30 protein-coding genes are annotated in these 25,756 nt (G+C 62.6%); 29 read left to right on the top strand and 1 reads right to left on the bottom strand.

The genetic code is table 11. From position 1 onward, the window contains the following. Positions 1-65 precede the first annotated feature (65 nt). From RAC97_RS04855 to RAC97_RS04785, 15 genes are all read left to right on the top strand, one after another. A complete protein-coding gene (locus RAC97_RS04855) occupies positions 66-821 on the top strand; it encodes a PFL_4669 family integrating conjugative element protein (RefSeq protein ID WP_375097663.1) in 756 nt (251 codons plus the stop codon). Further along, positions 818-1,321: a DUF3158 family protein gene (locus RAC97_RS04850; RefSeq protein ID WP_375097662.1), complete on the top strand. Its 504-nt coding sequence runs from the start codon at positions 818-820 to the stop codon at positions 1,319-1,321. Before RAC97_RS04855 ends, RAC97_RS04850 begins: the two co-directional genes overlap by 4 nt. After that, entirely contained in the window at positions 1,318-1,746 is a 429-nt protein-coding gene (locus RAC97_RS04845) for a single-stranded DNA-binding protein (RefSeq protein ID WP_375097661.1), read from the top strand. The genes RAC97_RS04850 and RAC97_RS04845 overlap by 4 nt, the downstream gene beginning before the upstream one ends. Before the next feature lie 258 nt (positions 1,747-2,004). After that, positions 2,005-3,984 (top strand): DNA topoisomerase III, encoded by a 1,980-nt coding sequence (locus RAC97_RS04840; RefSeq protein WP_375097871.1) that lies wholly within the window; start codon positions 2,005-2,007, stop codon positions 3,982-3,984. Between the two features lie 742 nt (positions 3,985-4,726). Next, positions 4,727-5,239 carry an STY4534 family ICE replication protein gene (locus tag RAC97_RS04835; RefSeq protein WP_375097660.1) on the top strand — a complete coding sequence of 171 codons (513 nt, stop codon included), beginning with the start codon at positions 4,727-4,729 and terminating at the stop codon, positions 5,237-5,239. A 60-nt stretch (positions 5,240-5,299) separates the two neighbouring features. Beyond that, a complete protein-coding gene (locus RAC97_RS04830; protein WP_375097659.1) occupies positions 5,300-5,557 on the top strand; it encodes a hypothetical protein in 258 nt (85 codons plus the stop codon). Between the two features lie 61 nt (positions 5,558-5,618). Further along, entirely contained in the window at positions 5,619-6,113 is a 495-nt protein-coding gene (locus RAC97_RS04825) for a JAB domain-containing protein (RefSeq protein WP_375097658.1), read from the top strand. Between the two features lie 65 nt (positions 6,114-6,178). Then, positions 6,179-6,895, top strand: coding sequence for a hypothetical protein (locus tag RAC97_RS04820; RefSeq protein WP_375097657.1), 717 nt, complete (start codon positions 6,179-6,181; stop codon positions 6,893-6,895). Between the two features lie 130 nt (positions 6,896-7,025). After that, positions 7,026-7,544: a PilL N-terminal domain-containing protein gene (locus RAC97_RS04815; protein ID WP_375097656.1), complete on the top strand. Its 519-nt coding sequence runs from the start codon at positions 7,026-7,028 to the stop codon at positions 7,542-7,544. Then, positions 7,541-8,209, top strand: a complete 669-nt coding sequence (locus tag RAC97_RS04810; protein ID WP_375097655.1) for a hypothetical protein — start codon at positions 7,541-7,543, stop codon at positions 8,207-8,209. The genes RAC97_RS04815 and RAC97_RS04810 overlap by 4 nt, the downstream gene beginning before the upstream one ends. A 10-nt stretch (positions 8,210-8,219) precedes the next feature. Continuing rightward, positions 8,220-8,936 carry a TIGR03759 family integrating conjugative element protein gene (locus RAC97_RS04805; protein ID WP_375097654.1) on the top strand — a complete coding sequence of 239 codons (717 nt, stop codon included), beginning with the start codon at positions 8,220-8,222 and terminating at the stop codon, positions 8,934-8,936. Further along, complete coding sequence (locus RAC97_RS04800; RefSeq protein WP_375097653.1) at positions 8,918-9,472, top strand: transglycosylase; 555 nt, start codon at positions 8,918-8,920, stop codon at positions 9,470-9,472. Before RAC97_RS04805 ends, RAC97_RS04800 begins: the two co-directional genes overlap by 19 nt. After that, positions 9,469-9,930 (top strand): integrating conjugative element protein, encoded by a 462-nt coding sequence (locus RAC97_RS04795; protein WP_379671404.1) that lies wholly within the window; start codon positions 9,469-9,471, stop codon positions 9,928-9,930. The genes RAC97_RS04800 and RAC97_RS04795 overlap by 4 nt, the downstream gene beginning before the upstream one ends. A gap of 9 nt (positions 9,931-9,939) precedes the next feature. Beyond that, positions 9,940-12,066 (top strand): type IV conjugative transfer system coupling protein TraD, encoded by a 2,127-nt coding sequence (traD, locus tag RAC97_RS04790; protein ID WP_375097651.1) that lies wholly within the window; start codon positions 9,940-9,942, stop codon positions 12,064-12,066. Positions 12,067-12,100: 34 nt separating this feature from the next. Further along, the gene (locus RAC97_RS04785; protein ID WP_375097650.1) at positions 12,101-12,829 is read left to right on the top strand and encodes a TIGR03747 family integrating conjugative element membrane protein; all 729 of its coding nucleotides are present in this window, start codon (positions 12,101-12,103) and stop codon (positions 12,827-12,829) included. A 151-nt stretch (positions 12,830-12,980) separates the two neighbouring features. Here the strand turns inward: RAC97_RS04785 and RAC97_RS04780 are convergent, their stop codons facing one another. Next, on the bottom strand, positions 12,981-13,952 hold the full coding sequence (locus tag RAC97_RS04780; protein ID WP_375097649.1) for a GlxA family transcriptional regulator: 972 nt from the start codon (positions 13,950-13,952) through the stop codon (positions 12,981-12,983). Between the two features lie 109 nt (positions 13,953-14,061). Between RAC97_RS04780 and RAC97_RS04775 the strand changes: the two genes are divergently transcribed. The 14 genes from RAC97_RS04775 to RAC97_RS04710 all read left to right on the top strand — a co-directional run bounded on the left by RAC97_RS04775 (position 14,062) and on the right by RAC97_RS04710 (position 25,752). Further along, positions 14,062-14,625 carry a thioesterase family protein gene (locus RAC97_RS04775; RefSeq protein ID WP_375097870.1) on the top strand — a complete coding sequence of 188 codons (564 nt, stop codon included), beginning with the start codon at positions 14,062-14,064 and terminating at the stop codon, positions 14,623-14,625. Positions 14,626-14,867: 242 nt separating this feature from the next. Beyond that, positions 14,868-15,287 (top strand): helix-turn-helix domain-containing protein, encoded by a 420-nt coding sequence (locus RAC97_RS04770; RefSeq protein ID WP_375097648.1) that lies wholly within the window; start codon positions 14,868-14,870, stop codon positions 15,285-15,287. Between the two features lie 192 nt (positions 15,288-15,479). Next, a complete protein-coding gene (locus RAC97_RS04765; protein WP_375097647.1) occupies positions 15,480-15,815 on the top strand; it encodes an RAQPRD family integrative conjugative element protein in 336 nt (111 codons plus the stop codon). Further along, entirely contained in the window at positions 15,802-16,041 is a 240-nt protein-coding gene (locus tag RAC97_RS04760; RefSeq protein WP_375097646.1) for a TIGR03758 family integrating conjugative element protein, read from the top strand. The genes RAC97_RS04765 and RAC97_RS04760 overlap by 14 nt, the downstream gene beginning before the upstream one ends. A gap of 15 nt (positions 16,042-16,056) precedes the next feature. Continuing rightward, a complete protein-coding gene (locus tag RAC97_RS04755) occupies positions 16,057-16,434 on the top strand; it encodes a TIGR03745 family integrating conjugative element membrane protein (protein WP_375097645.1) in 378 nt (125 codons plus the stop codon). Between the two features lie 7 nt (positions 16,435-16,441). Then, positions 16,442-16,843 carry a TIGR03750 family conjugal transfer protein gene (locus RAC97_RS04750; protein ID WP_375097644.1) on the top strand — a complete coding sequence of 134 codons (402 nt, stop codon included), beginning with the start codon at positions 16,442-16,444 and terminating at the stop codon, positions 16,841-16,843. Next, positions 16,840-17,478: a PFL_4703 family integrating conjugative element protein gene (locus RAC97_RS04745; RefSeq protein WP_375097643.1), complete on the top strand. Its 639-nt coding sequence runs from the start codon at positions 16,840-16,842 to the stop codon at positions 17,476-17,478. Before RAC97_RS04750 ends, RAC97_RS04745 begins: the two co-directional genes overlap by 4 nt. Continuing rightward, positions 17,478-18,284 (top strand): TIGR03749 family integrating conjugative element protein, encoded by an 807-nt coding sequence (locus RAC97_RS04740; RefSeq protein WP_375097642.1) that lies wholly within the window; start codon positions 17,478-17,480, stop codon positions 18,282-18,284. The genes RAC97_RS04745 and RAC97_RS04740 overlap by 1 nt, the downstream gene beginning before the upstream one ends. After that, positions 18,274-19,782 carry a TIGR03752 family integrating conjugative element protein gene (locus tag RAC97_RS04735; RefSeq protein WP_375097641.1) on the top strand — a complete coding sequence of 503 codons (1,509 nt, stop codon included), beginning with the start codon at positions 18,274-18,276 and terminating at the stop codon, positions 19,780-19,782. Before RAC97_RS04740 ends, RAC97_RS04735 begins: the two co-directional genes overlap by 11 nt. Further along, positions 19,745-20,164: a TIGR03751 family conjugal transfer lipoprotein gene (locus RAC97_RS04730; protein WP_375097640.1), complete on the top strand. Its 420-nt coding sequence runs from the start codon at positions 19,745-19,747 to the stop codon at positions 20,162-20,164. Before RAC97_RS04735 ends, RAC97_RS04730 begins: the two co-directional genes overlap by 38 nt. After that, positions 20,164-22,905, top strand: coding sequence for a conjugative transfer ATPase (locus tag RAC97_RS04725; protein ID WP_375097639.1), 2,742 nt, complete (start codon positions 20,164-20,166; stop codon positions 22,903-22,905). The genes RAC97_RS04730 and RAC97_RS04725 overlap by 1 nt, the downstream gene beginning before the upstream one ends. Before the next feature lie 299 nt (positions 22,906-23,204). Further along, on the top strand, positions 23,205-24,095 hold the full coding sequence (locus RAC97_RS04720; protein ID WP_375097869.1) for a TIGR03756 family integrating conjugative element protein: 891 nt from the start codon (positions 23,205-23,207) through the stop codon (positions 24,093-24,095). Beyond that, positions 24,095-25,450, top strand: a complete 1,356-nt coding sequence (locus tag RAC97_RS04715; RefSeq protein WP_375097638.1) for an integrating conjugative element protein — start codon at positions 24,095-24,097, stop codon at positions 25,448-25,450. The genes RAC97_RS04720 and RAC97_RS04715 overlap by 1 nt, the downstream gene beginning before the upstream one ends. Next, a complete protein-coding gene (locus RAC97_RS04710) occupies positions 25,447-25,752 on the top strand; it encodes a hypothetical protein (RefSeq protein ID WP_375097637.1) in 306 nt (101 codons plus the stop codon). Before RAC97_RS04715 ends, RAC97_RS04710 begins: the two co-directional genes overlap by 4 nt. Positions 25,753-25,756: the final 4 nt, after the last annotated feature.

Genomic DNA, 25,756 nt, shown 5'->3' with positions numbered 1-25,756 from the left:
TGATCACTGCCAGGCCGCCCCGGAGCGCAGATCCTCCACGTCATTCAGACAGCGAGGATCTGGCGATGGTCGACCACTACCAGCTCAACCTGGGTTCACTGCGCAGCAGCATTACCCTCACCCTGCATACGCATCACGCCGCGCGACTGTGGCAGGGTCGTGCAGGACGCGAGGGTGTGTTTGCCATCATGGGCATGGCGGGCTACATCAGCGTCACCAACCTACTCAAGCAAGCGAGCAGCCAAGATGATCCCTTCGCCGACTGGTTCATGCTGCAGTTGGAAGAAAAGGTGCTGCAGGCCAGGGCCGAGCTGTTGGCATTGACCGAACAGATCAAACTGGTCGAGCGCGACCTTCCCCCCCAGGTCAACATCGGCGACAACCTGAACATACATCCCGTCACACTGCCGCTGTTCATCGGCAGCCAGCTGGGATTTCTCGCGGTCTACCTGCTGACCGACTATGACGCCTTGGTACGCCGGGTACTGCTCGCCCACCACACCGCGCTGATTGGCCGAGTCGACATGGAACACTGGATCGATCGTGGCGCTCACCTGCTGCGCAGCCTGTTCAGCATGGCGCAGTTGTACCGGCTGGCCGGCGTCAGCAGAGACGACATAGCCGCCAACAACGCCCGCGCCCGCGAGGCCATCGACAAGTTTGGCGCACCGCCACCGGACATTCTCGAGGGTACGCGCCGCTCGCAATTTGCGCCGCCCATCGTGCGCACCACCAAGGCCACACTGCCCACCGATTCCGATCCAACCGAGGCCGAAGTAGAGCATTCACCCGGCGCCCCCGCCGATGGGGTTGACGCATGACCCTGGCCGAAGCGATCGCTCATTGCCTGTCATCGGAGACCTATCGCGAGGTTGAACAGAGTGCCTCCCTAAAAGGCCTTTTAAAGCCTTTTAAGGGTAAGGGGGAGCTGCTGCAGTTCGCTGAGACACTCCAACATCTGCGCCACCAGCTCGAAGCGCTGATGACGGGGATGCTGGCGATCATGGCGCAGCCACCCTTCTCGTTGCTCGAACTGCGAATGAGCGTCCAGCATAGCTCCCAGGGCGCTTGTTTTCTGCGCTGGCGCAGTCCGGACTTCAAGCGCATGGGCGTGGAAGCATGGGTGCAGGCAATGAAACATCCGCTGCTGCTCCCGGACCTGCGGCAGGCGCTGTATCAGCTGGAGGCCAACCGGGTGGTCCTCAACCTGCAGATGAGCAGCCTGAACTCCCTCTATCGCCAGGTCATCGCCGGCGCCATCAAGCTCGGGCATGCCGATGATGTCCTTTCCGATTTCACCACTGAGGAGAAACACCCATGAGCACGTTCTTTGTTGGCGAAGGCAACATCGGCAGCCCGCCTGAATTTCAGGAGTTCAACAACACCCCGGACGAGCCAAAGCGGCTACTGCGGCTGAACGTCTATTTCGATAATCCGGTACCGCGCGAGGGCGGCTATGAAGACCGCGGCGGCTTCTGGGCCCCGGTCGAGCTCTGGCACCGAGATGCCGAGCACTGGAGCACCCTGTACCAGAAAGGCATGCGTGTCCTGGTCATGGGCCGGATGGTCAAGGACGAATGGGAAGACAGCGAGGACAATGCCCGGGTGACTTTCAAGGTCGAAGCGCGACACATCGGCATCCTGCCCCATCGCTTGGCCAGCGTGTCGATGCGCGAGAAAGCCGCTGAAGGGGTTGGCAGCAATCGCAAGCCGGCCGGCAAGAAAACGAGCCGCAAGCCCTCTTGATGGAGTGGACGTCAGTGGAAACAGCCCTTCAGCGCGGTACCGCTCAGTGCCCGGGCCTTACGCCGCGGGTGACTCCACACCGCCACCACGCTCGCCCTTTGACCTACACCAGGCACTGGCTCAGGGCAAGGAGCGTCGGCCAGTGCGCGGCCTTGTAGCCCTGGGTGCGGATCGCTCACTGCCGCTATATGAGCTTTCCGAATACACATTTTTGCGGGTGCCTCCATGCGACAGGTATCCGACCGAGAGGGCCACGCCATGCGCCTCTACATCTGCGAAAAGCCGTCCCAAGCCCGCGACATCGCCCGGGTGCTGCATGCCCACCGTCGCGGTGACGGCTACCTACAGGGCACTGGAGTGACTGTGACCTGGTGCGTGGGCCACCTGCTGGAGACCGCACCACCGGAAATCTATGGCGACCAGTTCAAGCGCTGGTCGCTGGAACACCTGCCGATCATCCCGCAGCACTGGAAACTGGTGGTAAAGCCCAAGGTGGCCGCGCAGTTGAAATCCATCAGTCGGCTGCTGCAGAGCTGCGCCGAGGTGGTGATTGCCACCGATGCCGACCGCGAGGGCGAGATGATTGCCCGGGAGATCCTCGAACGCTGCCAGTACCAGGGGCCGGTCCTGCGCCTGTGGCTGTCCGCCCTCGATGACGCCTCGATTCGCCGGGCGCTGACTACATTGCGGCCAGGCGAGCACACCCTGTCGCTGTACCACTGTGCCCTCGCCCGGTCCCGCGCCGATTGGCTGGTCGGCATCAACCTCAGCCGACTGTTCACCCTGCTGGGTCGCCGCGCCGGCTTTGACGGTACATTGCCCGTAGGACGCGTACAGACGCCAACCCTGCGTCTGGTGGTCGAACGTGATCGCGCCATCGCCAGCTTTGTTGCCCGGCCGTTCTGGACCGTGGACGTCGTACTGCACATTGGCGGGGCTGAATTCCAGGCGCGCTGGCAGCCCCTGCCTGCACACTGTGATGACGCCGGACGCTGCATAGATCAGGCAGCAGCCGAGCAGGCGGTCAGACGCCTGGCTGCAGCGGGGTCAGTACAGGTTGAGCGGGTCGACGTTGAACGCGTGACAGAGGGGCCGCCGTTGCCGTTCGACCTGGGCACGCTGCAGGAAGTCTGCTCAGCCAAACTCGGCCTAGGCGCGCAGGAAACCCTCAGTGTGGCGCAGGCACTGTACGAAACCCACAAGGCCACCACCTACCCCCGCAGCGACTGTGGCTACCTGCCAGAGAGCATGCTGGACGAAGTGCCGCGCGTACTGAAGGCCTTGGCCGCAGCCGAGCCGGGGCTTGGCCAGCGCTTCAAGGAGCTTGATCCGACACGACGCTCCCGCGCCTGGAACAGCAGCAAAGTCACCGCCCACCACGGCATCATCCCCACCGCCGTGGTGATCCCGCTGGATCAAATGTCCGAGCACGAGCGCGCCGTGTACAAACTGATCCGCGCCCGCTACCTGGCGCAGTTTCTGCCTCACCACGAATTTCTGAAGACCCAGGTGCAGCTGCGCAGCCAAGCCGATCAGCTGGTGGCCCGCGGCAAGCAGATCCAGGGACGTGGCTGGAAGGCCGTGATCGACGAAGCCGACGCCAGCGAACCGACCGAGCAAACGCAGCGGCTCCCCACCTTGCAGGAAGGTGCGTCGGTTGGTGTGCGAGACGCCAAGGTCAACACGCAGCGCACCCAGCCGCCCAAACCCTACACCGAAGGCACACTGGTCAAAGCGATGAAAACCATCGCCAACCAGGTGGCCGACGTGCGCCTGAAGCAAACGTTGAAAGACAGCATTGGCATCGGCACCGAGGCCACCCGCGCCGCGATCATCCAGGGCCTGATCGATCACGGCTACCTGGCCAAGAAAAAGCGCAGCCTGGCGGCCTCTGCGGCCGCCCACACGTTGATCGAGGCTGTTCCGCGTGAGGTGGCTGATCCGGTCATGACTGCGGTATGGGAACAGGCGCTGGCACGGATCGAGACCGGTCAGCTGAGTGTCGAGGCGTTTCTCGCCAAGCAATCGGCTTGGGTCACCCAGGTGGTGCGCAGCCAGACCTCGTTGAACCTGCAGCTACCCCGTTCGAAAGGTCCCGCCTGCCCCGTGTGCCGCAGCCCCATGCGCCAGCGCAAAGGCCGCACCGGCAACTTCTGGTCCTGTGTGCGCTACCCGGACTGCAAGGGCACCAAGGCAGTGAAGGACAGCGCAGCACCCGCCAAGCCGAAGCGGACCTGACTGCTTGACGCTGGGCCCAGTCGCTGGTGTAGTGAACAGGCCCCTCGCCGTTTGGCGACCCTAGGCCGATTCGCTCCGGGCAGCTCGGCCAGACTCGTTGAGTTCGGAGCCTCTTTCACCGCGCTGTATCACTGTTCCGGATGTTCAAGGTTCCCGAGACGGATGACCCGTGCGACCTGCTACAGGCTGTAGGGGTCATCCGCTTCGGCGACGATGCTCAGCGCCGGTGCCCGCCGGCGAAAAAACGGGCGCCGTTTGTGCGCGGATGCGTGCCAGTTATCCCGACCCAGGCCACGACAAGGGTCGGTTGATCAGGGTGACGCGACAGCTGAAGTGAAGCGACGACTTCGCTGTCAATGGACCGGATCAAAGGTGGCCCTTCTGTTCCTAGCCTGACGACCGTTGGGCTATTTTTTCGCGCGCTTGGGTCCACTGCGCGCCACCCACCTCCACGCCTCTGAACCCAGTCAAAATCGCCGTTGACGGGCGCTGCGCACCGTTCTATAGATGAATTGCACCGCGCTGTCGTTGACAGCACCAGGTAGCCGGAACCTCCAAGGCTACGCTCTCCCCAGAGTGGTTCCTCCCAAAGTGCGACTAGCGCTCGGCGGCTCGCACGGTTATCGCTCCCCGCGATGATGAGCGCTCTTACACCACTACTGTTGCACCTGACCTTCCCTTGCGGACTCACCCCCGCCAGGGCCGGTGAATATCCGCGTTTCTCGCAAACAGGAGATTCACCATGACCATAGCAAACACTGCTGCCCCCACCACCTACTTCAACCTGCACACCCAAGGCATTGGTTACTTGAACCGCGTGCGCGAGGTGCCAGTGCGGCGCGGCCAGCCCTTTATGGCCTGCGACATCGCCGCCTTGCACGGCGCGTCTGATGACGTCGAATACACCCGCTTCGACTGCAAGGTCGCTGGCGGCGAAGCCGAACGGCTGATCCGCGAACACCTCAAGCATGTCCATGCCGAACGCAAAGTGCTGATCGCGTTTCGCATTGGCGACCTCTGGGTCGATGCCTTCACCTACCAAAAAGGTGAGCGCAAAGGCCAACCCGGTGCCAGCCTCAAAGGTCGGCTGATCTTCATCGAGTGGATCAAGGTCAACGGTCAGCTCACCTACAAAGCGCCAGCTCGGCAGGATGCTTCCTCGGCTGAACCGCCGTCCGAAGCGGCAGAAGAGCATGCGCCGAATCCTTCACACAGTGCCGATCAGGCTCAGAACCAGGCCACACAGCCTGCCTGAGACTGACGCCTACCACAGAGGCGCTCGCATGAGCGCCTTTTCTCACCTCCGGAGGCTGCCATGGAGAGTTACTGGCTCTGTGAGGATTGCCTGCACGCCGTGGCCTACGATGACTTCAGCGCGCTGTCGCTGTACTACAGCGCGGCCGAAGTCGACCAGCGAATCGCGCACATGCGTAAGGAGCTGCGGGTGTTATTGCCACTCAGCGCCGATTTCGATCCGGACACCGGCTCCGGCATCGACCCCTTCTCCACTCCCCCCTGCGAAGCCTGCCATTCCCCGTTACACGGCCCCCGTCATCGCTTCACCCGCCTGTGACCGCCTGATCCTACAACCCGGGGCCTCCTCCCGGAGCGCTCCTGCACACGAGGTTCCGCTCATGAACAACCCACTGACCCTGGTCGAGCCTCTCGACCCGGCCCTGACCCTGCGCGCCGACGAAGATGCGTTGATCAAAGAAGCCCTGCAGTTGCTGGATCAACGCTACTTCCAACGCGGCGAAGTGCTGGTCACTCCCGCCGACGCCGCGTCTTACCTGAAGCTGCGCTTGGCGCCTTACCACCACGAGGTATTTGCCCTGCTCTACCTCGATTCACGCCACCGCGTGCTGGACTTCGAGGTGTTATTTTTCGGCAGCATCGACGGTGCCTCGGTCTACCCTCGCGAAGTGGTGGTCAAGGCACTGGCACATAACGCCGCCGCCGTCATTCTCAGCCATAACCACCCCTCCGGCTGCCCTGAGCCCAGCGACGCCGACCGCGTGCTGACGACACGTCTGATCGAAGTCTTGGCGCTGGTCGAGGTCCGTGTTCTGGACCACATCATCGTCGGTGAAGGTCAACCCCTGCCCCTGGCCAACTACGGCTGGATCTAGCCTTCCTCCTTGAACCAGCCACCGCCTGCACGGGGGTGGCTTTCCCTCTTCCTTGGAGCGCCACCATGCTCACCTCAACCCCCAACCCCTTCGCCCGCGGCTTCCATGCGTTCTCCTGCGAGCGCGTCGTCCAGATCCACTACGACGACCAGTACCCGCCCTGCTACCGTCCCCTGCACACCGCCCAGCTAGACTTGGACGACGATCACATCAACTCTCAGGCCTGCGTGTTCGATGACGACTGCGCCGTCATCACGGAAGGTCAGGATGCCTCGGGCTTCCTTCACATGCAGTTACCCGCGGACGGTGTGGTCACTACCGTGCTGTACCAAGTCACGGCCGAGCAGCTCAGTGGCCCAGTACACCTCGGCGACCTTCCCAGCCAGGAAGCGGCGGACCACCTGATGCAGCAGCTGTCCTTTGCCACCGGCCAGTACAGCCGCAGCTGGGAGATCAGCTCATCCCACTTGCCGGCCAACGAGTATGCCTACCTCGAGCAGCTTGCCCATAGCGAACGACCGGCCGGCTTCTTTGAATGCTTCCAGTTGGTCAGCAACCGCTCCGTCGGCTGTAAGCTGTACTCAACACCCTGGCACAGCAGCGGCCAGTTGGAGGACCTCGGTTGCTCAGCGGCGGACGTCTGCACTCGCCTGCTGGATGAACAGGTACCGCCAGTGTTGATGACCCTGTTGTTGCTGGCCGGCCAGGCCGACACGCGCTTCCTGGTGTTCGATCCGGATGCAGCCCTGCTGCCGGGACTGCCGGTGTTTGCTGACGATTGACGCAAGGCGCCCCAGAGGGCGCCTTTTTTGTGCCTTCAGCCCGATAAACCGGGCGGGCAATTTCGGTTTTTCAGTGGGTGTAGCTCGCACGCGTTGCCAAGGTGTCGGCACCTTCTCTCGAGACCTGCTCATGCACACGCCCGCATTTTCTTACCTTGCTCTGCTACTCGCGCTGGCGGGCTGCAGCATGCCGCCAGCCATCACCCCACCGGAGGCACCAGACAAAGCCGTACCAGCTCCGATCACGCCGCCCAAGCCGTTGTCAGAATCACCGGCGTGGGTCCGCCAAGACCGCTACACCCTGGTCAGCACGCGACCGACGCTGGAACAACGCCAGCCATTGTTCCAGCTCATCTCCGTGCAGATTTCACCGGCGCTGCATGCGACGGTCGGTGATGCGTTGCGCCACGTGTTGCAGCGCTCGGGCTACTCCCTCTGCACCAACCGCGCCGAGGTCACCACCTTGTTCAGCCGCCCCCTGCCGGCCGTGCAGCACCGACTCGGGCCGATGGCGCTGTTGGACGCCCTGACCATTTTGGGCGGCCCGGCCTGGCGGCTCGTGATCGACCCGGTCGAACGCAGCGTGTGCTACGCGCTTCGCGCACCGATACCCGCCCCACCTTGCCCGCCCCTGGAGATTGCGCCATGAAGGTCCATCATTTTCAGGCCCTGGTGCTCGGGGCCCTGTGCCTCGGTGCCGCCGTACTGGCCGCCGTGACCTACAACCACCAGCAACAACTGACCGGGCTCCTGGTCGCTGCGGAAAATGCGCCAGCCGATCCAGTCCCGGCGCTGCGTCAGGACCTTGATGCACTAGGCGCCACCTTCGCGGCACTTCCAGCGCAAGTGAAAGCGCTCGGCGAGCACCAGCGCCAGCAGGATGCGACCTTCACAACGCTGAGCAAACAGCTGGATGAAGTGAGCGCTTCGCTCAAGGCCATTGGAGCGGTATCTCCGGGTCCGACCAAGGCCGATCTGGCCGCGCTGGAACAGCGACTGGGCGACGCCGAAACCGCCATCCACGCCCTCGTGGCTCGACCGGTTGCGCCATCTGCACAACCCGAGCCTGCAGCCCACGCCAAACCGGCCGCCAAAACCCAAACCCCGGCGCCGCCATTTACCTTGCTGGGTGTCGAGACCCGTGGCGATGTCCGGTTTGTCTCGGCCCTGCCAGCCGGCGCGCATGTCCTGTCGACCGTCCACCTGCTACAGCCCGGTGACAGCTTTAACGGCTGGCAGCTCAAGGTCCTTCGCCGGAATCAGGCCGTATTCCAGGTGCCTGGCCTCGGCGAACGTTCGCTGCCCCTGCCGTGACGAGGTGCATATGGTCCGGTTCACCACCCTCTCGCTGCTGCTACTCCCCATCTGCCTGATGACAGGCCCGGGATGGAGCGAACCCGCCATGGTTGAAACTCAGCTGCAGTCCAGCGAGCAGGCCCCGTTGCAGCAAGCGCGATCCGCAGCACAGGCCAAGGCCTGGGGCCTGACCGATGATGAATGGGCCAAGTTCGAGCGCCTGCAGAGCGGTCCCCGTCGGTACTGGTCACCGCAACTCGACCCGCTGACCACCCTGGGCGTGGAAGCCGACTCGGACCAGGAGCGTCAGCGCTACGCCGAGCTGCAGGTGCGCCTCGAAGCCAAGCGTGCCGAACGCGAACTGGCCTATCAGAAAGCCTACTCTGCGGCCTGGACGCGGCTGTTCCCGGGACTGTTGCCGGTACAGGGGATGAGCGATGCCGCAGCCTCATCGAGCAACCCGCGCTATGCGGTGTTTGTGGAGGATCCGTGTTCGACCTGTGAGGCTAGCCTCCGCCAATGGTTGAGCACGGGCGCCCACCTAGACATCTACCTGGTCGGCAGCCAGGGCGACGATGCACGCATTCGACAATGGGCGCGTACGGTAGGCGTTACCCCGGCCCAGGTCGGCAGCGGCCAAGTCACCCTCAATCACGACCGCGGTCGCTGGTTCGCCCTCGGCGCCAGCCGCCCCCTGCCCGCGCGCTTTCAACAGGTGGAAGGGAAATGGAAACGCGTCGACTGACCCTCGCCCTGGCCCTGATGGGGGTGACTGTCGCCCAAGCAGGCGGCCCCCCTCCACCGGCATACCAGTTGGCCGCCGCCCAGGCCGGCATCCCAGCCTCAGTGTTGTTCGCCATTGCCCAGCAAGAGAGCGGCACGCCGTTGCGTGGGCAGCTCATCCCCTGGCCGTGGACTTTGAATGTAGCCGGTACGCCACAGCGCTTCGCCACCCGTGACCAAGCCTGCAGCGCACTCACCGTGGCGCTCAACAGGCATGATCCCAAGCGCATCGATGTCGGCCTGGGCCAGACCAACCTGGGTTATCACCCGGAGCGTTATCCCACCGCCTGCGATGCCCTCGATCCGCGCGCCAACCTCGCCGTCACCGCCGATCTGTTGCGCGAGCACTACGCCGACGCCGGTGACTGGGTCATTGCCGCCGGCCGCTATCACCGGCCTGCGGGAGGGGCCCCGGCGGCGCGCTACCGCACGCAGTTCAGCCAGCACTGGCAGCGCGTTGAAGCCACCACGCCCAGCCGTGGAGGACCACGCTTATGATTGATGTTCGTCGGGGCAGGCTGATCAGTTGGCTGGTGTGGTCGCTGGCTGCCAGAGCATTGCTTGTACCGACACCTCCTGCAATGGCCACCGAATCGGCCGCGCCGGTTGAACGACCCGACCCACGCACACTGAGCTGGGTAATGCCGGTGCACAGCGCGCGCCTCACGCCGGGTGATGTGTCCCGCAGAGCGTTGGACCTGCCAGGCATAGCCCCACTGTTCCTGGTTGGGGCGGACGCCGCCTCATTGGCGTGGCTGACGCAGCACGCGCCGGCCTTGAAGCAGTTGGGGGCCAACGGCCTGGCCGTTGAGGTCGCAGATGCCGCGGCGCTGCAGCGCATCCAGGCGGTCGCGCCTGGGTTGGCCATCTGGCCGGTGAGTGGCGACGACATCGCCGAGCGGCTGGAACTGAAGCACTACCCGGTATTGATCACACCGACTGGTCTGGAACAGTGAGGTACCGCCATGGGTGACCATGCGATGGAATCCCTGCTGCGCCCTGCGGTGGAGCTGTACACCGTGGGGATCTGCGTCGGCGCCAGTGCACTGTGCCTACATTCGCCCTGGGCGGTGGCCCTGTCGCCGGAGGTCGGCGCCGGCATGGCCCTGGCCTACACGGCCTTCGGTCTCAAGCGCCTCAACGAGGCCCGCATTGTCCTGCGCTATCGGCGCAACATCCGCCGCCTGCCCCGCTACTCGCTGACCAGCCGGCAAATCCCGGTCAGCAGCAAGCGCTTGTTCATGGGCCGAGGCTTTCGCTGGAGCCGCCTGCACACCCAACGCTTGCAGGAGGCGCAGGACCCCGCGCTCGCCCGCTACGTTAACCAGTCTGCGGCCTACCAGTGGGCCCGGCGACTGGAGCATGTGCTGGAAAAAGCGCCGCCTGGGCTCTCCCTCCTGCCCCGGATGACCGCCTGGGACAGCCCACTCAACCCGGTACGACCGCTGCCGCCGGTGGGCGGCTCACCGCTGCTGCATGGCGTCGAGCCCAATGAGCAGGAAGCTTCCATGCCACTGGGCGAACGCGTAGGCCATACCCTGGTGTTGGGCACCACCCGCGTCGGCAAGACGCGCCTGGCCGAGGTCTACATCACCCAGGACATCCACCGGCCGAGCCAGGAAGTGGTGATCGTCTTCGATCCCAAAGGTGATGCCGACCTGCTCAAGCGCATGTACGTGGAGGCGCGACGGGCAGGCCGTGAACACGAATTCTACGTCTTCCACTTGGGCTGGCCTGAGATTTCCGCACGCTACAATGCCATTGGCCGTTTCGGTCGCATCTCGGAAGTCGCCACCCGTGTCGCTGGCCAACTGAGCGGCGAAGGCAACTCCGCAGCGTTTCGTGAGTTCGCCTGGCGCTTCGTCAATATCATCGCCCGGGCCCTGATCGAGCTGGGGCGACGCCCGGACTACCTGCAGATCCAGCGCCATGTGGTGAACATCGACGCGCTGTTTATCGAGTACGCCCAACACTTCTTCGCCCGTCATGACCCGCAGGCCTGGAAGACCATCGTTGATCTCGAAGCTCGCCTCAACGAGAAGAACGTGCCACGGCACATGATCGGCCGCGAGAAACGCGTGGTCGCCATTGAGCAATACCTGACCACCAAGCGCCTCTTCGACCCGGTGATGGATGGCCTGCGATCGGCGGTGCGCTACGACCGCACCTACTTCGACAAGATCGTCGCCTCGCTGCTGCCGTTGCTGGAGAAGCTCACCAGCGGCAAGACGGCCCAGTTGCTGGCCCCTAACTATGCCGACCTGGCCGATCCACGACCGATCTTCGACTGGCTCCAGGTCATCCGTAAACGTGGCATCGTCTACGTCGGCCTGGATGCACTGTCCGATGCCGAAGTCGCCGCCGCAGTCGGCAACTCGATGTTTGCCGATCTGGTCTCCGTCGCCGGGTACATCTACAAACACGGCATCGACCACGGCCTGCCGGGCTCCTCCAGCGCGGCCGACAAGGTGCCCATCAACCTGCACGCCGACGAGTTCAACGAATTGATGGGCGACGAGTTCATCCCGCTGATCAACAAGGGTGGCGGTGCCGGTATCCAGGTTACCGCGTACACCCAGACCTTGAGCGATATCGAGGCACGCATCGGCAGCCGGGCCAAAGCCGGCCAGGTCATCGGCAACTTCAACACCCTGCAGATGCTGCGCGTGCGGGAAACCGCGACCGCGGAACTGCTGACCAATCAGTTGCCCAAGGTCAACGTGCAGACGCGTACCCTTGTCTCTGGTGCAACGGACACCGCTGACCCTGACGCCCGAACCGACTTCACGTCGTCCTCGCAAGACCGCGTGACCATCACCGCCGTGCCGCTGATCGAGCCCGCGCACATCATCGCTTTGCCCAAGGGACAGATGTTCTCGTTCCAAGAAGGCGGACAGCTATGGAAGGTTCGGATGCCGCTACCGAAGCCGGCCAGCGACGATGCGATGCCGGCGGATCTGCAGGCCCTGGCTGCAAGCATGCGCGAGTCATACAACGCCAATGCGGGGAATTGGTGGAGCAGTGCTGGCGGTGCACCAACGGTCGACTTCGATCCCGAGATGCCTCCTCCTGGGAGTAAACGCGCGCCGTGAGCAGCTGCGTGCCCGCGAACACCGTGGAGCCTTTATGCCTACCGCCCAAAACAACCCAATTTCCCCACAACGACGACCGGGTTTCATTTTCGGTACGTTTGAGCTCTGCCTACGGTTGCTAGGCCTGCTATTTGCTTCCTTGCTGTTCTCAATTCTGTTGGAGTTAATGGGCATGTTGTGGTTCTGGCCCGAACAGGGTTGGCATCATAGTTATGCCATGTGGCTGAGTGAGCTTGGTTGGCTCAGCAGTCACTTCAAGTGCTCGCTGCTCGTGCAAGAACCGGCTCTCGAGGCCGCGAGAATCCTTGAGCGCCTCAGCGATTGGGTTGTGGTCCAATCCGGCTGGGCACAGTCCGATATCAACCTGAAACTACTCAGTCGCGAGGCCTCGCTGCAAGGACAGCTTGCTCAAACGTATGTCGCTGGCCAAGACTACTTGCTGGCATCCCTATTCACTGTCTTCACTTTCGTAGTGCGCTTAGCCGTGCTCACTTTGGCCACCCCCCTCTTCTTGCTTGCAGTGCTTACCGGCCTAGTGGACGGGTTGATGCGGCGAGATCTGCGAAAATTCGGAGCGGGCAGGGAGAGCAGTTTTATCTATCACCGAGCCAAGAGAACACTGCTGCCGCTGATAATCAGCCCTTGGGTAATCTATCTGTCGCTTCCTTGGTCGCTGAATCCAAATTGGGTTTTACTACCATGTGCTTCGTTGCTTGGTTTCATGGTGGCCATCACCTCTACAACATTCAAAAAATATCTTTGAATGGCTGCAACCAAAAGCTGCCCTACAGAGGGGATGCGTACTCAGCCAGCAGCGGGCGCTTATGGTCCAAACGCGAGGATGCTTGATGCACTCCGCTCAGCTCGGTGATCGCTTTGGTGGTCACAGTGCAGTGGACCAAGGCAGCCGAGGTTTACGTGCTCGGCGGAAGCCGAAGAAAGCGCTTTCGGAAAAGCGCGGGTGAAATTCCAATACGCTTGCAGAAAAGCCGCCTGAACGAATTACTGTCTTCGTAGCCCACTCGGTTGGTGATTACTTCAAAACCTAGGCGTGTGGTTTCCAGCAATTGCTTGGCCTTTTCCAGACGCAGAGCCTGGAGGTAGTTGAGTGGCGTTTGGCCAGTGGCTTCTTTGAAGCGGCGCTTGAAGTTACGCACACCGAAGCCGAAATGATCGGCTAGCTGGGCGATACTGTTGGGTTCGGCGAAGTTGGCCTCCATCCAGTCCTGCACTCGCATGACCGCCTCGTCTGTATGACCACGTGGCATAGACCAACTGATATAAACGGTCTGCTCGCTGCGCACGCTGTCAACCAACAAGTAACGGCCACACTGTTGTGCCAGTTCAAACGAGGCAAAACGGCGAACCAGGTGCAACAGCAAGTCCATGGCAGCACTCGCGCCGGCACTGCTGATTATACGACCGTCTTCGCAAAGGATACGGCGCTCATCCAGGCAGACCTTCGGGTAGTGCCGGCGTAGAAAGTCAGCGAACGCCCAGTGAGTGGTGGCCTCTACACCGTCGAGCAAGCCGGCTTCGGCGAGCATAAAGGCGGCGGTGCACATAGAGGCGATGATTGCGCCCTGGCGGTGCTGGTGACGCAACCAACTACCGTATTGTGCAAAAGCCGGCAGTGCCTCGCGCAAGCTGAAGAGAAAACCAGGAATCAGCACGAGGTCTGTTCTATCAATCGTATCGAGCCCTGCATCCACGGGCATGGGTTGCCCTAGGGCATTGCTCACAGGCAGACCATCCAACGAGGCGACGCACACAGTAAAGGGCTTATCGGCAGGAGCCGCCAAGCGGTTTGCTGCATCCAGTACCTCTATTGCCAGAGAGGCAGAAGCTTGTGAGCTGTACTCGGCCAGGAGAAGCGTGACGTGCATGAAAATCCTTTTGCGCAATTGGCATGAAATTAGTCATTTCTGCATCTACCTTACCCCGAACACTGCGCCTAGAGTGCGGCACTCACCCGCTCTAACAGGTATTTTTTGCATGAACTTATGGTTTCGCCTTCTCCTGATGCTATTGCGCCGACCGTGGCGTCGCCCTGTGCACGGTCTCGCCACTACGGTGGTGCATCTACGCGTCTGGCCACTGGATCTGGACTTCAACCGGCACGTTACCAACGGCCGCTACTTCACTCTGGCCGACGTTGGCAGAATGGATTATGTGCTTCGCAGCGGCGCGTTTCGCGTGGCACTCAAACACCGCGCAATTCCGATCGTGGGCGATGTGTGGGGCAAGTTTCGCCGAGAGCTCAAGCTATTCGAGCGCTTTGAAATTCATACGCGCATGCTTGGCTGGGACCACAAGTGGAGCTTTGTCGAACACCGCTTTGTCAAAAATGGCCGAGTAATTGCGGTCGTGGTCATGCGCGGGTTGTTTCGCGGTACAAAAGGCACTGTCGCACCCGCCGAATTTGCGGATGCAATAGGCCTGGATAAGCAGTCGCCAGCACTGCCTTGCTGGCTGGCTGAATGGTCGGCCAGTTGCGATGGTTTGAGCGCCGGACTGCGCGAGGCAGAGCAGTCAGAAGAGCCGCAACCAGCGAAATGAGCGTGAGGTGTTGACGGGAAAGAAATTTTGATGGGTTCTAAATGTTCAACCGCTGGCCGGTTGCTGTCCTTTTGCGAGAAACCGCATGGGTCCAGAGCAGACACTCGCAGGATGGCTGAGGTAGCCACAGGGCCTAGTTCGAGAGTGTATGGTAGAGTGGAATCAACTGGCCTGAGCGGGTCGCCTCCCCAACTTAAGTCACCGCCAAATGCACCTGCTCGCTCCACTCCTCAGGTATCTTCATGACGTTAAAGTCATCGTTTGCGCATGTACTTCGAGCACTACGCAGTCAGCGCAACATCACCCAACGCGGTTTTGCCGATACGACCAGCCGCACCTATTTGTCCAAGCTCGAAACGGGTAGATCGAGCCTCACGCTGGACAAACTTGAGCAGCTTAGCGAGCGATTGGAAGTGAGCCCTTTGACGCTGGTGGCTTTGACGCTGAGCGAGGATACTGGGCAGACTGCAAATGAGTTGCTGGTCAGGACTAGGAACGAGATTCGAGCACTTGAGTCGGAGGGTCGAATACCGGGACTACAGGCTACTCTGGGGGATGACTTATCTGCGACTCCTACACCGATTAGTTTACGCAGTCCTCGAGCAACAATGACGCCACGCACTCCAGGGGCACGCCAGACGGAGCTGTCATTCACCGACTGATAGCTGGCGAGCCTCTTGGGTGCTCGCTGCAGCGTTCGTAATCTTGCAGCGACAACAGGTAGGTATCCCGCTTAATGTCGCAACTTCAAGCCCTTCCACACCAGAAAACGAAAGGCCGAGAATCCATTTAACTCGTGCCTCAACTCGCCCGCGCAGTAATGGTGGTGACCAGAGATCACTCTGGAGACCGCCATGAGGATGCATGCCTTCCCGTTGCTTGTGATTTACCTGGCAACACTCCCAACTGTCGCGCAAGAAAATCGCGAGCGCTCGGATCTGGGACTCGTGCAACAACAGCTCACTTCCATCGAGCTGTTGGCCGATCGTGCGGGACGCGGCTCGGATGGTATCGATGGAGCGCGCTATCGCTTCGACTATGCGAGGTTTGCGGCAGACCTAAAACGTGCGCGTGAAGGCATCCAAAAATACCTATCGCCCTCCCGCGCGCAGCCTGCCGACCTAGTCGAGCTGGCCGGTCAGTACCGTGTTGAAGCACCTCACTCGAGCCTCTTCGATGAGCATGACTGACGCCCAACTCAGCGCATTTTCGGCCGTTGCCGGGTTTTCCCCGCAGCTCAGTTCCGTGTTGTGGCGCTCCTCGGTGCTGGTGCTCGCGTTGCTTTGGTGCGCCTGGGCCCTGTGGACCGGCTACCGCGGTTGGGCGGCCGGCAATCTCAATTTCGGTACGCTCGGCGGCAGCGCGCTGCGTCTGGCCCTCGCCTTGATCGTGCTGATGTTTTTCATGCTGTCGTAACCAAGAGACCTTGCCATGAATCTCTCCCGTCGTTGTCATCGCCCGCTTCTCCTGCTGCGAACTACCAGTTCGAAAGCCCTATTCGGCGGCTTGGTACTGCTGAGTTCGACGCTGGCTTGGGCTGATCTGCCGACCATGGAAGCACCATCCCGCGGCGAGGGCTCAGGCCTGATCGACACCATCAAGAACTACGCCTATGACGGCGGAATCCTGCTGGGTCTGTTGATCGCTACCCTCGCCTTCTTGGGTGTGGCTTGGCATTCGCTTTCGGTCTACGCCGACGTGCAGAACCAGCGCAAGACCTGGAAGGACCTCGGCGCCGTGGTCGGTGTCGGCGCGCTATTGGTGGTGGTGATCCTGTGGTTCCTGACCAAAGCCGCCACGATCCTGTGAGGTTGCCATGTCCGACGTCCCTGCCACTCTCCCCGACGGCACGCTGACCTTCCTGCCGGAACGCCTCAACCGCGACCCAGCCGTCCTGCGCGGTCTCACCAACGACGAGATGTGGGTCGCGTTAATCGTCGGTGCCGTACTGGGCCTGATTCTCGGCGCACCGCTGGCGGTGGCCACCGCCTCCATCGCCACCCTCCCCACCTGCATGTTCCTGTGTATGGCGCTGGTGCTGCTCGGTGGCGGCAAGCTGCTGCGCCGGGCCAAACGCGCCCGCCCTGAGACCTGGTTGTATCGACGCCTGCAGTGGCAGCTGGCGGTGCACTGGGGCATCGGCGCTCATATCCTGATCCTGCACTCAGGCCCGTGGACCGTCCGGCGCACGCGCCGGCCTGCGAGGACCACCCCATGAGCCGCTTCCGCAACAAGGTGGATGCGCAGCAGGCGCATATTCTGAGCCTGCGCCTCGCCGTGGTAGTTCTGGCGTTGCTGTGCACTGGGCTCTGGTACGGTTGGCAATCCGCCCCTTCCGAACTGACCATCAACGTGCCGCCGGACCTTCGCTCCGGCAGTACACGCAAATGGTGGGATGTGCCGCCCGAGAACATTTATGCCTTCGCCCTGTACATCTTTGGCCAGCTAAACCGCTGGCCCACCGACGGCGAAGTCGACTACCACCGCGCCATCTTCGCCTTGCAGCCCTACCTGACCCCGGCCTGCAAAACCTTCTTCGATGGCGACTTCGAGTACCGCAAGGCGGCCGGCGAACTGCGCGGCCGCGTGCGCGGCGTGTACGAGGTGCTGGGTCGTGGCTACAGCGATGATCCCGACCTGCGGGTAAAGCAGCTGGATAAGCACAGCTGGCTGGTCAGGCTCGACCTCAATGCCGACGAGTACTACGCCGCCGAGCCAGTGAAGCGCGTGGTCGTGCGCTACCCCCTGCGCGTGGTGCGCTTCGACGTCGACCCCGAGCACAACAAATGGGGCCTGGCCCTGGACTGCTACGAAGGCACACCGCAGAAGCTGACGCTGCCTGGAGGTGCATAATGATGCGTGTCTTGATCCTGATGCTGGTCTCGATCGCTGGATGGTGCTCCGCCGTGGGTGCCGTTGAGGTCAAGTACTGGGACCGTCTGCCACTGGCCGTGCCGCTGACGGTGGGCCAGGAACGTATCCTGATGCTGGATGAGGATGTCCGCGTCGGATTGCCCAGTGCGATCACCAGCAAGCTGCGCGTGCAGTCGGTCGGCGGCACGGTGTATCTGCGTGCGTCGGAAGCCATCCCCCCTACTCGACTGCAGCTGCAGTCGGTGAAGTCGGGGGACATCATCCTGGTCGACATCGAAGCGTTCGAGGGCAGCGAGGCGCTGGAGCCGGTCAAGATCGTTGCTCAGGCCCAGGCACCAGACGTGGACACAGCGAAGGACGCAGCACCGGCAGCGACGCCAGTACCGGTTGTGCTGACCCGCTTCGCGGCGCAGAACCTGTATGCGCCGCTGCGCACCGTGGCGCCCTTGCCTGGTGTGCGTCAGGTCCCACTGGGCGACTTCTCTGGGTTCAGCACCCTACTGCCGACCGAGCACGTGGCCATCAAGGGGCTCGCCGCCTGGCGGCTGGGCGACTACTGGGTGACGGCGGTGAAGATCGTCAACCGTGGAACGGGTAAGGTCACGCTGGACCCGCGTCATCTGCAGGCCACGCTGTATGCCGCCACCTTCCAGCACGAGTACCTGGGGCACGCTGGAACACCTGAAGACACCACCGTGGCGTACCTCATCACCCGCGGCGGCGACCTGAAGCATGCACTGCTGCTGCCACCGCCTGCACCGGAGGCAGCCGATCATGAAAGCTAACGGTTTGCTGAAATGGCTGGTACCAGCGGTCCTGCTGGGGATCGTGCTGATCATCGGCAAATCCTGGGTGGCGGCGCCGGACGCTCCACCTGCCCATGATCCCGAAAACACCGCCCTCAGTCCAGACCAGGCCAAGGCCCTCGGCATTGCCGGCGACACGCCGCGCGACACCGTGGCCACGCTGATCGGCCAGGTCAAGGCGATGCGCAGCGAGATGCTATCGCTCAAGAAAGGCAACGAGACGCTGCAGACCGAGAACAACCGCCTGCGCACGCGCGAAGGCAACATCGACAGCCGGATCCAGAGCACGCTGACCAGTGTCACCCAGCAGGTCACCGAGCAGCGTCAGCAGGCCAACGATGCCCGGCAGAAAGCCGAGCAACAGCACCGCGAGACCCAGGGTCTGCTGTCCCGGCTCAAGGACCAACTCACCAACAAGCCGGCCGTGAAGTCCGACGTACCCGTGGGCTTCGGTCTCGAACCGGGTGACGAGCAACAATTCTCCGGAGCACAACCGCCAGCGGATGCGCTGCAGTGGATCGAGCCATCCAATGCACGTGCCGGCCAGGAGGGAGCCAGCAAAGCTGAGGGTCCGTTATCGACGCTCACCTCGAAGTTCAAGGATCTACATGGCCTGGACAACAACGCCATCGACCGAGGCCAGGACCATTTGCGCGCCGTGGCCAAGGGCGAGCGCGACCTGGAAAACACTCACGATAGGGCCGAGGGGGCCAAGCCGGTCTACACCCTCCCCGAGAACTCGACCCTGATGGGCTCGATCGCCATGACCGCCCTGATTGGCCGGGTGCCGGTGGACGGCACGGTGAACGATCCCTACCCGTTCAAGGTGCTGGTGGGACCGGACAACCTCACCGCCAACGGCATCGACCTGCCTGACGTCGTCGGCGCGGTCATGAGCGGTACAGCGGCCGGCGATTGGACCTTGTCCTGCGTGCGCGGCCAGGTCGAGTCGATCACCTTTGTCTTCAGCGACGGCACCGTCCGCACGGTGCCACAGCCACAGAAGGTGGTCAGTCGCAACCGCAGCAGCGCCCAAACCTCGGACTCCGAAAAAATCCGCGGCGGCCTCGGCTACATCTCCGACCCTTACGGCATTCCCTGCATCGCCGGCGAGCGTCGCTCCAACGCCCAGCAATACCTCGGCAGCCAGAGCCTGATCACCGCAGCCGGTGCCGGCGTCGCCGCAGCGCTAGGCAGCGAACAGACCAACACCTCATTCATCAACTCGGCCAGTGGCAGCCTGGGGCTGTCCCAGAACAGCGGCAACAGCGCGCTGAACTCAGTTATCAGTGGTGGCATCGGCGACATTCGTGACTGGATCAACAAGCTCTACGGCGAAGCCTTCGCCGCCATTTACGTTCCGCCGGGGGCCAAGGTGGCCTTGCATCTGGATCACGAAATTAGCATCGACTACGAACCCAAAGGCCGGAGAGTGAACCATGAACGCCCATCCGTTTCGGTACTGGACCTGGATTAGCCTACTGCTGTGCCTGCACCTGGCAGGCTGCACCACCAGCAAGGACGAAATGCTGCCCCACGGCGACCACACCATGCTGGATATCTGGAACAGCGGCGGCGCGATCGGCACGCAGCAGCAGTTGCAAGAGGCCCGCGGAGAGCTGCGCCGACCGGTGCTCGATCCCGAGCGCCTGATCAAGGACCAGAGCGGCTACACCCGCACAGCCGCCAACGAGATCCGCGCCCAGTTTCCACGCCTGCCTAATCCCGACCTGGTGATGTACGTCTACCCGCACCTGGCCGGTACCCAGCAGGCGCCGGTGCCCGGCTACTCGACCGTGTTCCCGTTGTACGAAAAGGTCCAGTACGCACTGCCCGGCGAACGCCTGGACGATCTGTGATGGACGAGGATGCAGATCGCACGTCGCCGCGCTGGCAACCCTGGCGGGCGTCGCAGCGTCGACGCGCCACGTGTGCGGATGAGGCCGCCCAGTACGCACACAACCCCAGCTTCACCGACCACTTGCCCTGGGTCGAATACCTCGAGGAGGAGCAGTGTTTTCTGCTGGACGACAATCGCTCGGTGGGCGCCGTGTTCGAGTTGCAGCCGATCGGCACCGAAGGTCGTGAGCCCGAATGGCTGATGGCGGCGCGCGACGCGTTGGAAGATGCGCTGCAGGACAGCTTCGATGAGCTCGACCAGGCACCCTGGGTGGTGCCGTTCTTCTGTCAGGACGACAGTGATTTTTCCCCTTACCTGGAGCGCCTGGAACAGTACGTGGCACCACGGGCGACAGGCACACCGTTCACCGCCGCTTTCCTCGCCTCGATGCAACACCACCTCGATGCCATTGCCAAGCCAGGCGGCTTGTTCGACGACCATGTCGTGTCGCACCTGCCCTGGCGCGGCAGCAATCGACGGATTCGGCTGGTGGTCTATCGCTGGCTCGGTGACCAGGCCGACGACGAAGGGCAAAACCCCGCTCAGTTGCTGGGAAGGACTTGTGACCGCCTAATGGCATCGTTACAGGCCTGCGGGGTCAATCCTCGTCGGCTGAACGGACGTGACTTCTACGCCTGGTTGCTGCCTTGGTTCAACCCAGCCCCCACCGTCACGGGCGAATCACCAGCGGCATTCTATCGACGCGTGCCCTACCCGGAGATCGATGACGGCGATGGGCTGTCGCTACCGTTCGACCACGACTTTGCCGAGCGACTGTTCTTTCAGGAGCCACGCTCGGACAGCGAGCAGGGGTTGTGGTATTTCGATCAACAACCGCACGCGGTGATGGTGGTCGACAAACTGCGCAGGCCACCCCACATCGGCCAGCTGACCGGCGAGACCCGCAAGGGCGAGGCGCTCAACGCCCTGTTTGACCAGTTACCCGAGCAGGCCGTCATGAGCCTGACCTTGGTCATCACACCCCAGGATGTGCTCGAGGAGCAACTCAACCGCTTGGCGCGCAAAGCCATCGGCGAAAACCTGGCCTCGACCCAAACCCGCCAGGACGTGGAAGAGGCCCGCGCGCTGATTGGCCGCCAGCACAAGCTATACCGCGGCACCTTGGCACTGTACCTGCGTGGCGCCGATGAGCCGCAATTGCGCCAGCGCTCGATCCAGGCCGCCAACGTACTGCTCGGCGCCGGCCTGCAACCGGTGCGCGAAGGCGATGAAGTAGCCGCCTGCAACAGCTACGTGCGTTGGCTGCCGATGGTCTACAACCCCGCGCGGGATAAACGCAACTGGTACACCCGGCTGTTATTCGCTCAGCATGTCGCCAACCTCCTGCCGCTGTGGGGGCGTAGCATCGGTACCGGCAACCCAGGGATCACCTTCTTCAACCGAGGTGGCGCCCCGCTGTCGTTCGATCCCCTGTCCCGCTTCGACCGTTCCATGAATGGCCACCTGCTGTTGTTCGGCCCCACTGGCGCCGGCAAGTCGGCCACCCTGGTCTCGATCCTGATGCAGGTCATGGCCGTGTACCGGCCGCGCCTGTTCATTGTCGAAGCCGGCAACTCCTTCGGCCTGCAAGGCGACTACTTCGCCACCCTCGGGCTTAGCGTCAACAAAGTCCAGCTCAAACCAGGCAGTGGCCTGAGCTTGGCCCCCTTTGCCGATGCACGCCGGCTGATCGAGCGGCCCGACCAGGTCGCCAGTCTCTCGACCGAAGACCTGGATGAAGACGCTTCGGGCAGTGACGAGCAGCGCGATGTGCTGGGCGAGCTGGAGATCACCGCCCGCCTGATGATCACCGGGGGCGAAGCCAAGGAAGAGGCCCGCCTCACCCGGGCTGACCGTAGCCTGATCCGCGAATGCATCTTCGACGCCGCCAGGCATTGTGCGGCCAGCGATCAGCAGGTCATGACGCGCCATGTGCGTGACGCCCTCCGAGCAGTAGCCAGCGACGCCCACCTGCCCGACAAACGTCGTGAGCGGGCCCAGGAAATGGCCGAGTCCATAGACCTGTTCTGCCAGGGCTTCGAGGGTGCGCTGTTCGACCGACCAGGCACCCCTTGGCCGGAAAGCGATGTCACGATCGTCGACCTCGCCACCTATGCCCGCGAGGGCTATGAGGCGCAGATGTCGATCAGCTACATCAGCCTGATGAACACCGTGAACAACCTTGCCGAACGCGACCAGTACCTCGGTCGTCCGATCATCATGGTCACTGACGAAGGCCACATCATCACTAAAAACCCGCTGCTGGCGCCCTTCGTGGTCAAGGGCACCAAGATGTGGCGCAAGCTCGGTGCCTGGTTCTGGTTGGCAACGCAGAACCTGGCCGACTTCCCCGATGCGGCGCAGACCATGCTCAACATGATCGAGTGGTGGATCTGCCTGAACATGCCGCCAGCAGAGATCGAAGAAATTGCTCGTTTCAAGAAGCTCACGCCGGCACAAAAGACCCTGCTGCTGTCGGCGAGCAAGGCCTCGGGCAAGTACACCGAGGGCGTGGTCTTGTCGAAGCAGCTGGAAACGCTGTTTCGCGCGGTACCACCAAGCCTGTACCTCGCCCTGGCCATGACCGAGCCCGAGGAAAAGGCTCAACGCTGGCGGTTGATGGAAGCGCATCAGCTGTCCGAGCTCGAGGCCGCGCTTCGGATTGCGGCGGAAATCGATCGCCTTCGCGGCATGTCCTGAACCTCGGAACACACGATGTTCTGGGCCTGCTGATGAATAAAAAGCGTCAGGAGTACACTTGTACTACAGCGGTTACTTTGGACTAAACGCAGCCTCCCTGGCGACTGAAGAAACCGAATGTACGAGTCTCGGTTTGTCCGTCCCCCTCCTCTGCTTGATCCGCGATGCTTCAACCCGGCGCATGGATGCACACCGTTGCCCTTTGCCGAGCGCTGCCGATGAACCTGAATGTCCCATGCCGAACGCCACAGCCGAGCAAACCTGGCAGAGGTCGCGCCTTCGTCGCGATCGCGTTGCTCATGGCTGCCGAGCAGTGCCTGGCGCTGACCACCCCCGCCATCATTGCCTCCGTCACATCACCGCAGTGTCTGGAGTACCGCGTCGTCGGGATTTGCTATTGGCTGCTGTGCACGCCCTTCGGCTGCACGGTGCGAACCTCGCCCAAGGTCCGGCACTTCATTCCCGAGCTGGTGGTGTCGAGCTATGCCGATACCGGCAGCAATCCCTGGGGCGAGATGTCTGCCTTGTCGGCGCCAACGCCCCTGTCGCAAGGCGGGGGCAACCTGATCACGCCCTCGCTGCAGCGCAACAACCTGCCCCGTTTCAAGAATGTCGACGGCATCGGGCATCCCGGCGGCGCTGCCCTGACGGCCCTGGCGCAAAGTTTCGGCTATGCATGTCCGAGCGGGGCGGTGCCGCTTGCGCCCTACTACCTTAGCACGCTCGATCCGCTGGCCTGGCGCCATGCCATCCCCGAGTCCGTTTACCTGCGGGCACTTATCCCAGGCATGCGTGAGATCGGTAGCCAGGCCCTCGGCAATATGTGGGGCAACGTCTACCCCCGCCAGGGTTTCTTGGTACAACCCGACGACTTCAAGGCCGCCGCAGTGATGGCGCAGCGCGCTAGCGACTTCATCACCCGCGTTGGCCAGCCACACGTGTATCTGCCGCTGCAGCCGATGCCATCGCCTGGCTATTGGCCGCCGCAGCCAGTGATAGAAAACAACATCAACAACCACCGTTGGCAGTTGCTCGCACCGGTGGTGCAAAGCACCTGCGCCATCTTCCCTAGCCCAACGATCCAAAGTGTCGAGGGCGCCTATGCCTGGTCGTTGTGGCGCCCGTACAGATGCTGCCAACGTATGGGCCAGACCTTCCTGTTCAGCATCGACTTTGATGGAGGCCAATGATGAACACCCTCTCGCTCGGGTTGGTATGTCTCTTCGTGTGCGCCGCCGGCCACGCCGCCGAGAGCGGCTACCACTTGGGCGATCAGGCCCAGGTGTTGGACGACCGGGTGATGTACACCATTGGTGGCGGATCGGCAGCGGGCGCGCCCTCCTCGCTTTACCGCCCCAGCGGACTCGGCGTGGGGCTGTCCTGGCGGGCGAACATGATGTGCGGAAACATGAACCTCTCCAACACCCTGCAGAACCAGCTCAACGGTGCCACTCAGGGTTTCCAGCAGATCATGGGCAACGTCATCCAGAACGCCACCCAGGCGGTAATGTCGCTGCCGGCAATGATCATCCAGCGCGCCAACCCTGGACTGTATGAACTGCTGAGCAACGGGGTGCTGCAGGGGCGCATCGACTTTGACCGTTCGAAGCTCACCTGCCAGGCGATGGCGGCGAAGATGGCTGACAAGGTGGACCAGGCCGGTTGGGGGGCGCTGGCGCAGAACCAAGAAATGCAGCACAACCTGGAGCAGTCCGACGGTGATGCCGTTACGGCGGTGAAAGACACCGAATCCAACAACGGCAACAACGGCGTCAGCTGGGTCGGTGGGCACAAGGCTGGCGGCCATGGCCAGGCGCCAATCCGGGTGACCTCGGACGTGGTCAAAGCGGGTTACAACCTGCTGCACAACCGTTCGGTCGAAGACGCCTCGGCGATCGGCTCAAGTTGTCAGAGCGGCGCGATCTGCCAAGCCTGGTCGAGCCCCGTCGAGGCGACTGAGTGGGCCACCCGGGTGCTCGGCGAAACCGAGGTGGAGACCTGTGACGATTGCGAGACGCTGCGCGTGAGTGCGGGTGCAGGACTGACGCCACTGATCCAGGAAACCTACACCCAGCACCTCGAGGGCTTGCAGCGCATGTTGTCGGGCACTGAGGAGCCCACACCGGAGAACCTGGGCAAAGTCTCCAGCCCGTTGCTGCAGGTCTCGCGCGGTGTCATCGAGGGCCTGCGCGATGACCCCGACCAGAACCTGCTGGCCCGACGTTTGGCCAGCGAGACCGCGTTGTCAAGCGTGATCTACAAAGCGATGCTGCTGCAGCGGACGTTACTCGCCGGTAGTCGTGAGCCCAATGTGGCGTCGGCGCAGCCCGCCACCACCGCCCTCGACAGCAACGTCGAAACACTGGAGCGCGAAATACGCTTGCTACAAACCGAGTTACAGGTGCGCCAAGCGCTGGCCACCAATACCGCCAGCCTGGTCCTCGATCGCCACGCCGGTGGCGCCGATGCCTCACGCAATATCGACCAGCGTGATCCACGCCCAGACCGCCTGCAGCGAGCGGATCAGGGAAGGAGCACGCCATGATGCCGTTTTCTGCGAGGAGCAAGGCCGTTCTAGTCCTGATGATCCTCGGCGCCATGATGGCCTCGTTGCTGTTTGCCTGTACGGCGCTGCAGCTGAGCGCCCCTCAGCTGGACTGGTTCGAGGGAGCACGCCGGTATACGCCCTATTTCGCCTGCTGGCGCGCCCTGTTGTACGTCCTGATCTTCCTCGGCTGGAGCGCAGCACTCCGCTTGCGGCCGCACCCGGAAGACCAGCAACAGCTCTTGCGCCTGGGCCTGATCGGTTTCGGCTCGATCGTCCTGGTCGAACTCTCGCGTGTGTGAGGTG

It is taken from the genome of Pseudomonas sp. LS_2 (assembly GCF_042709235.1).
Lineage (GTDB): Bacteria > Pseudomonadota > Gammaproteobacteria > Pseudomonadales > Pseudomonadaceae > Aquipseudomonas.
This window is presented reverse-complemented; position numbering and strand designations above follow the sequence as displayed.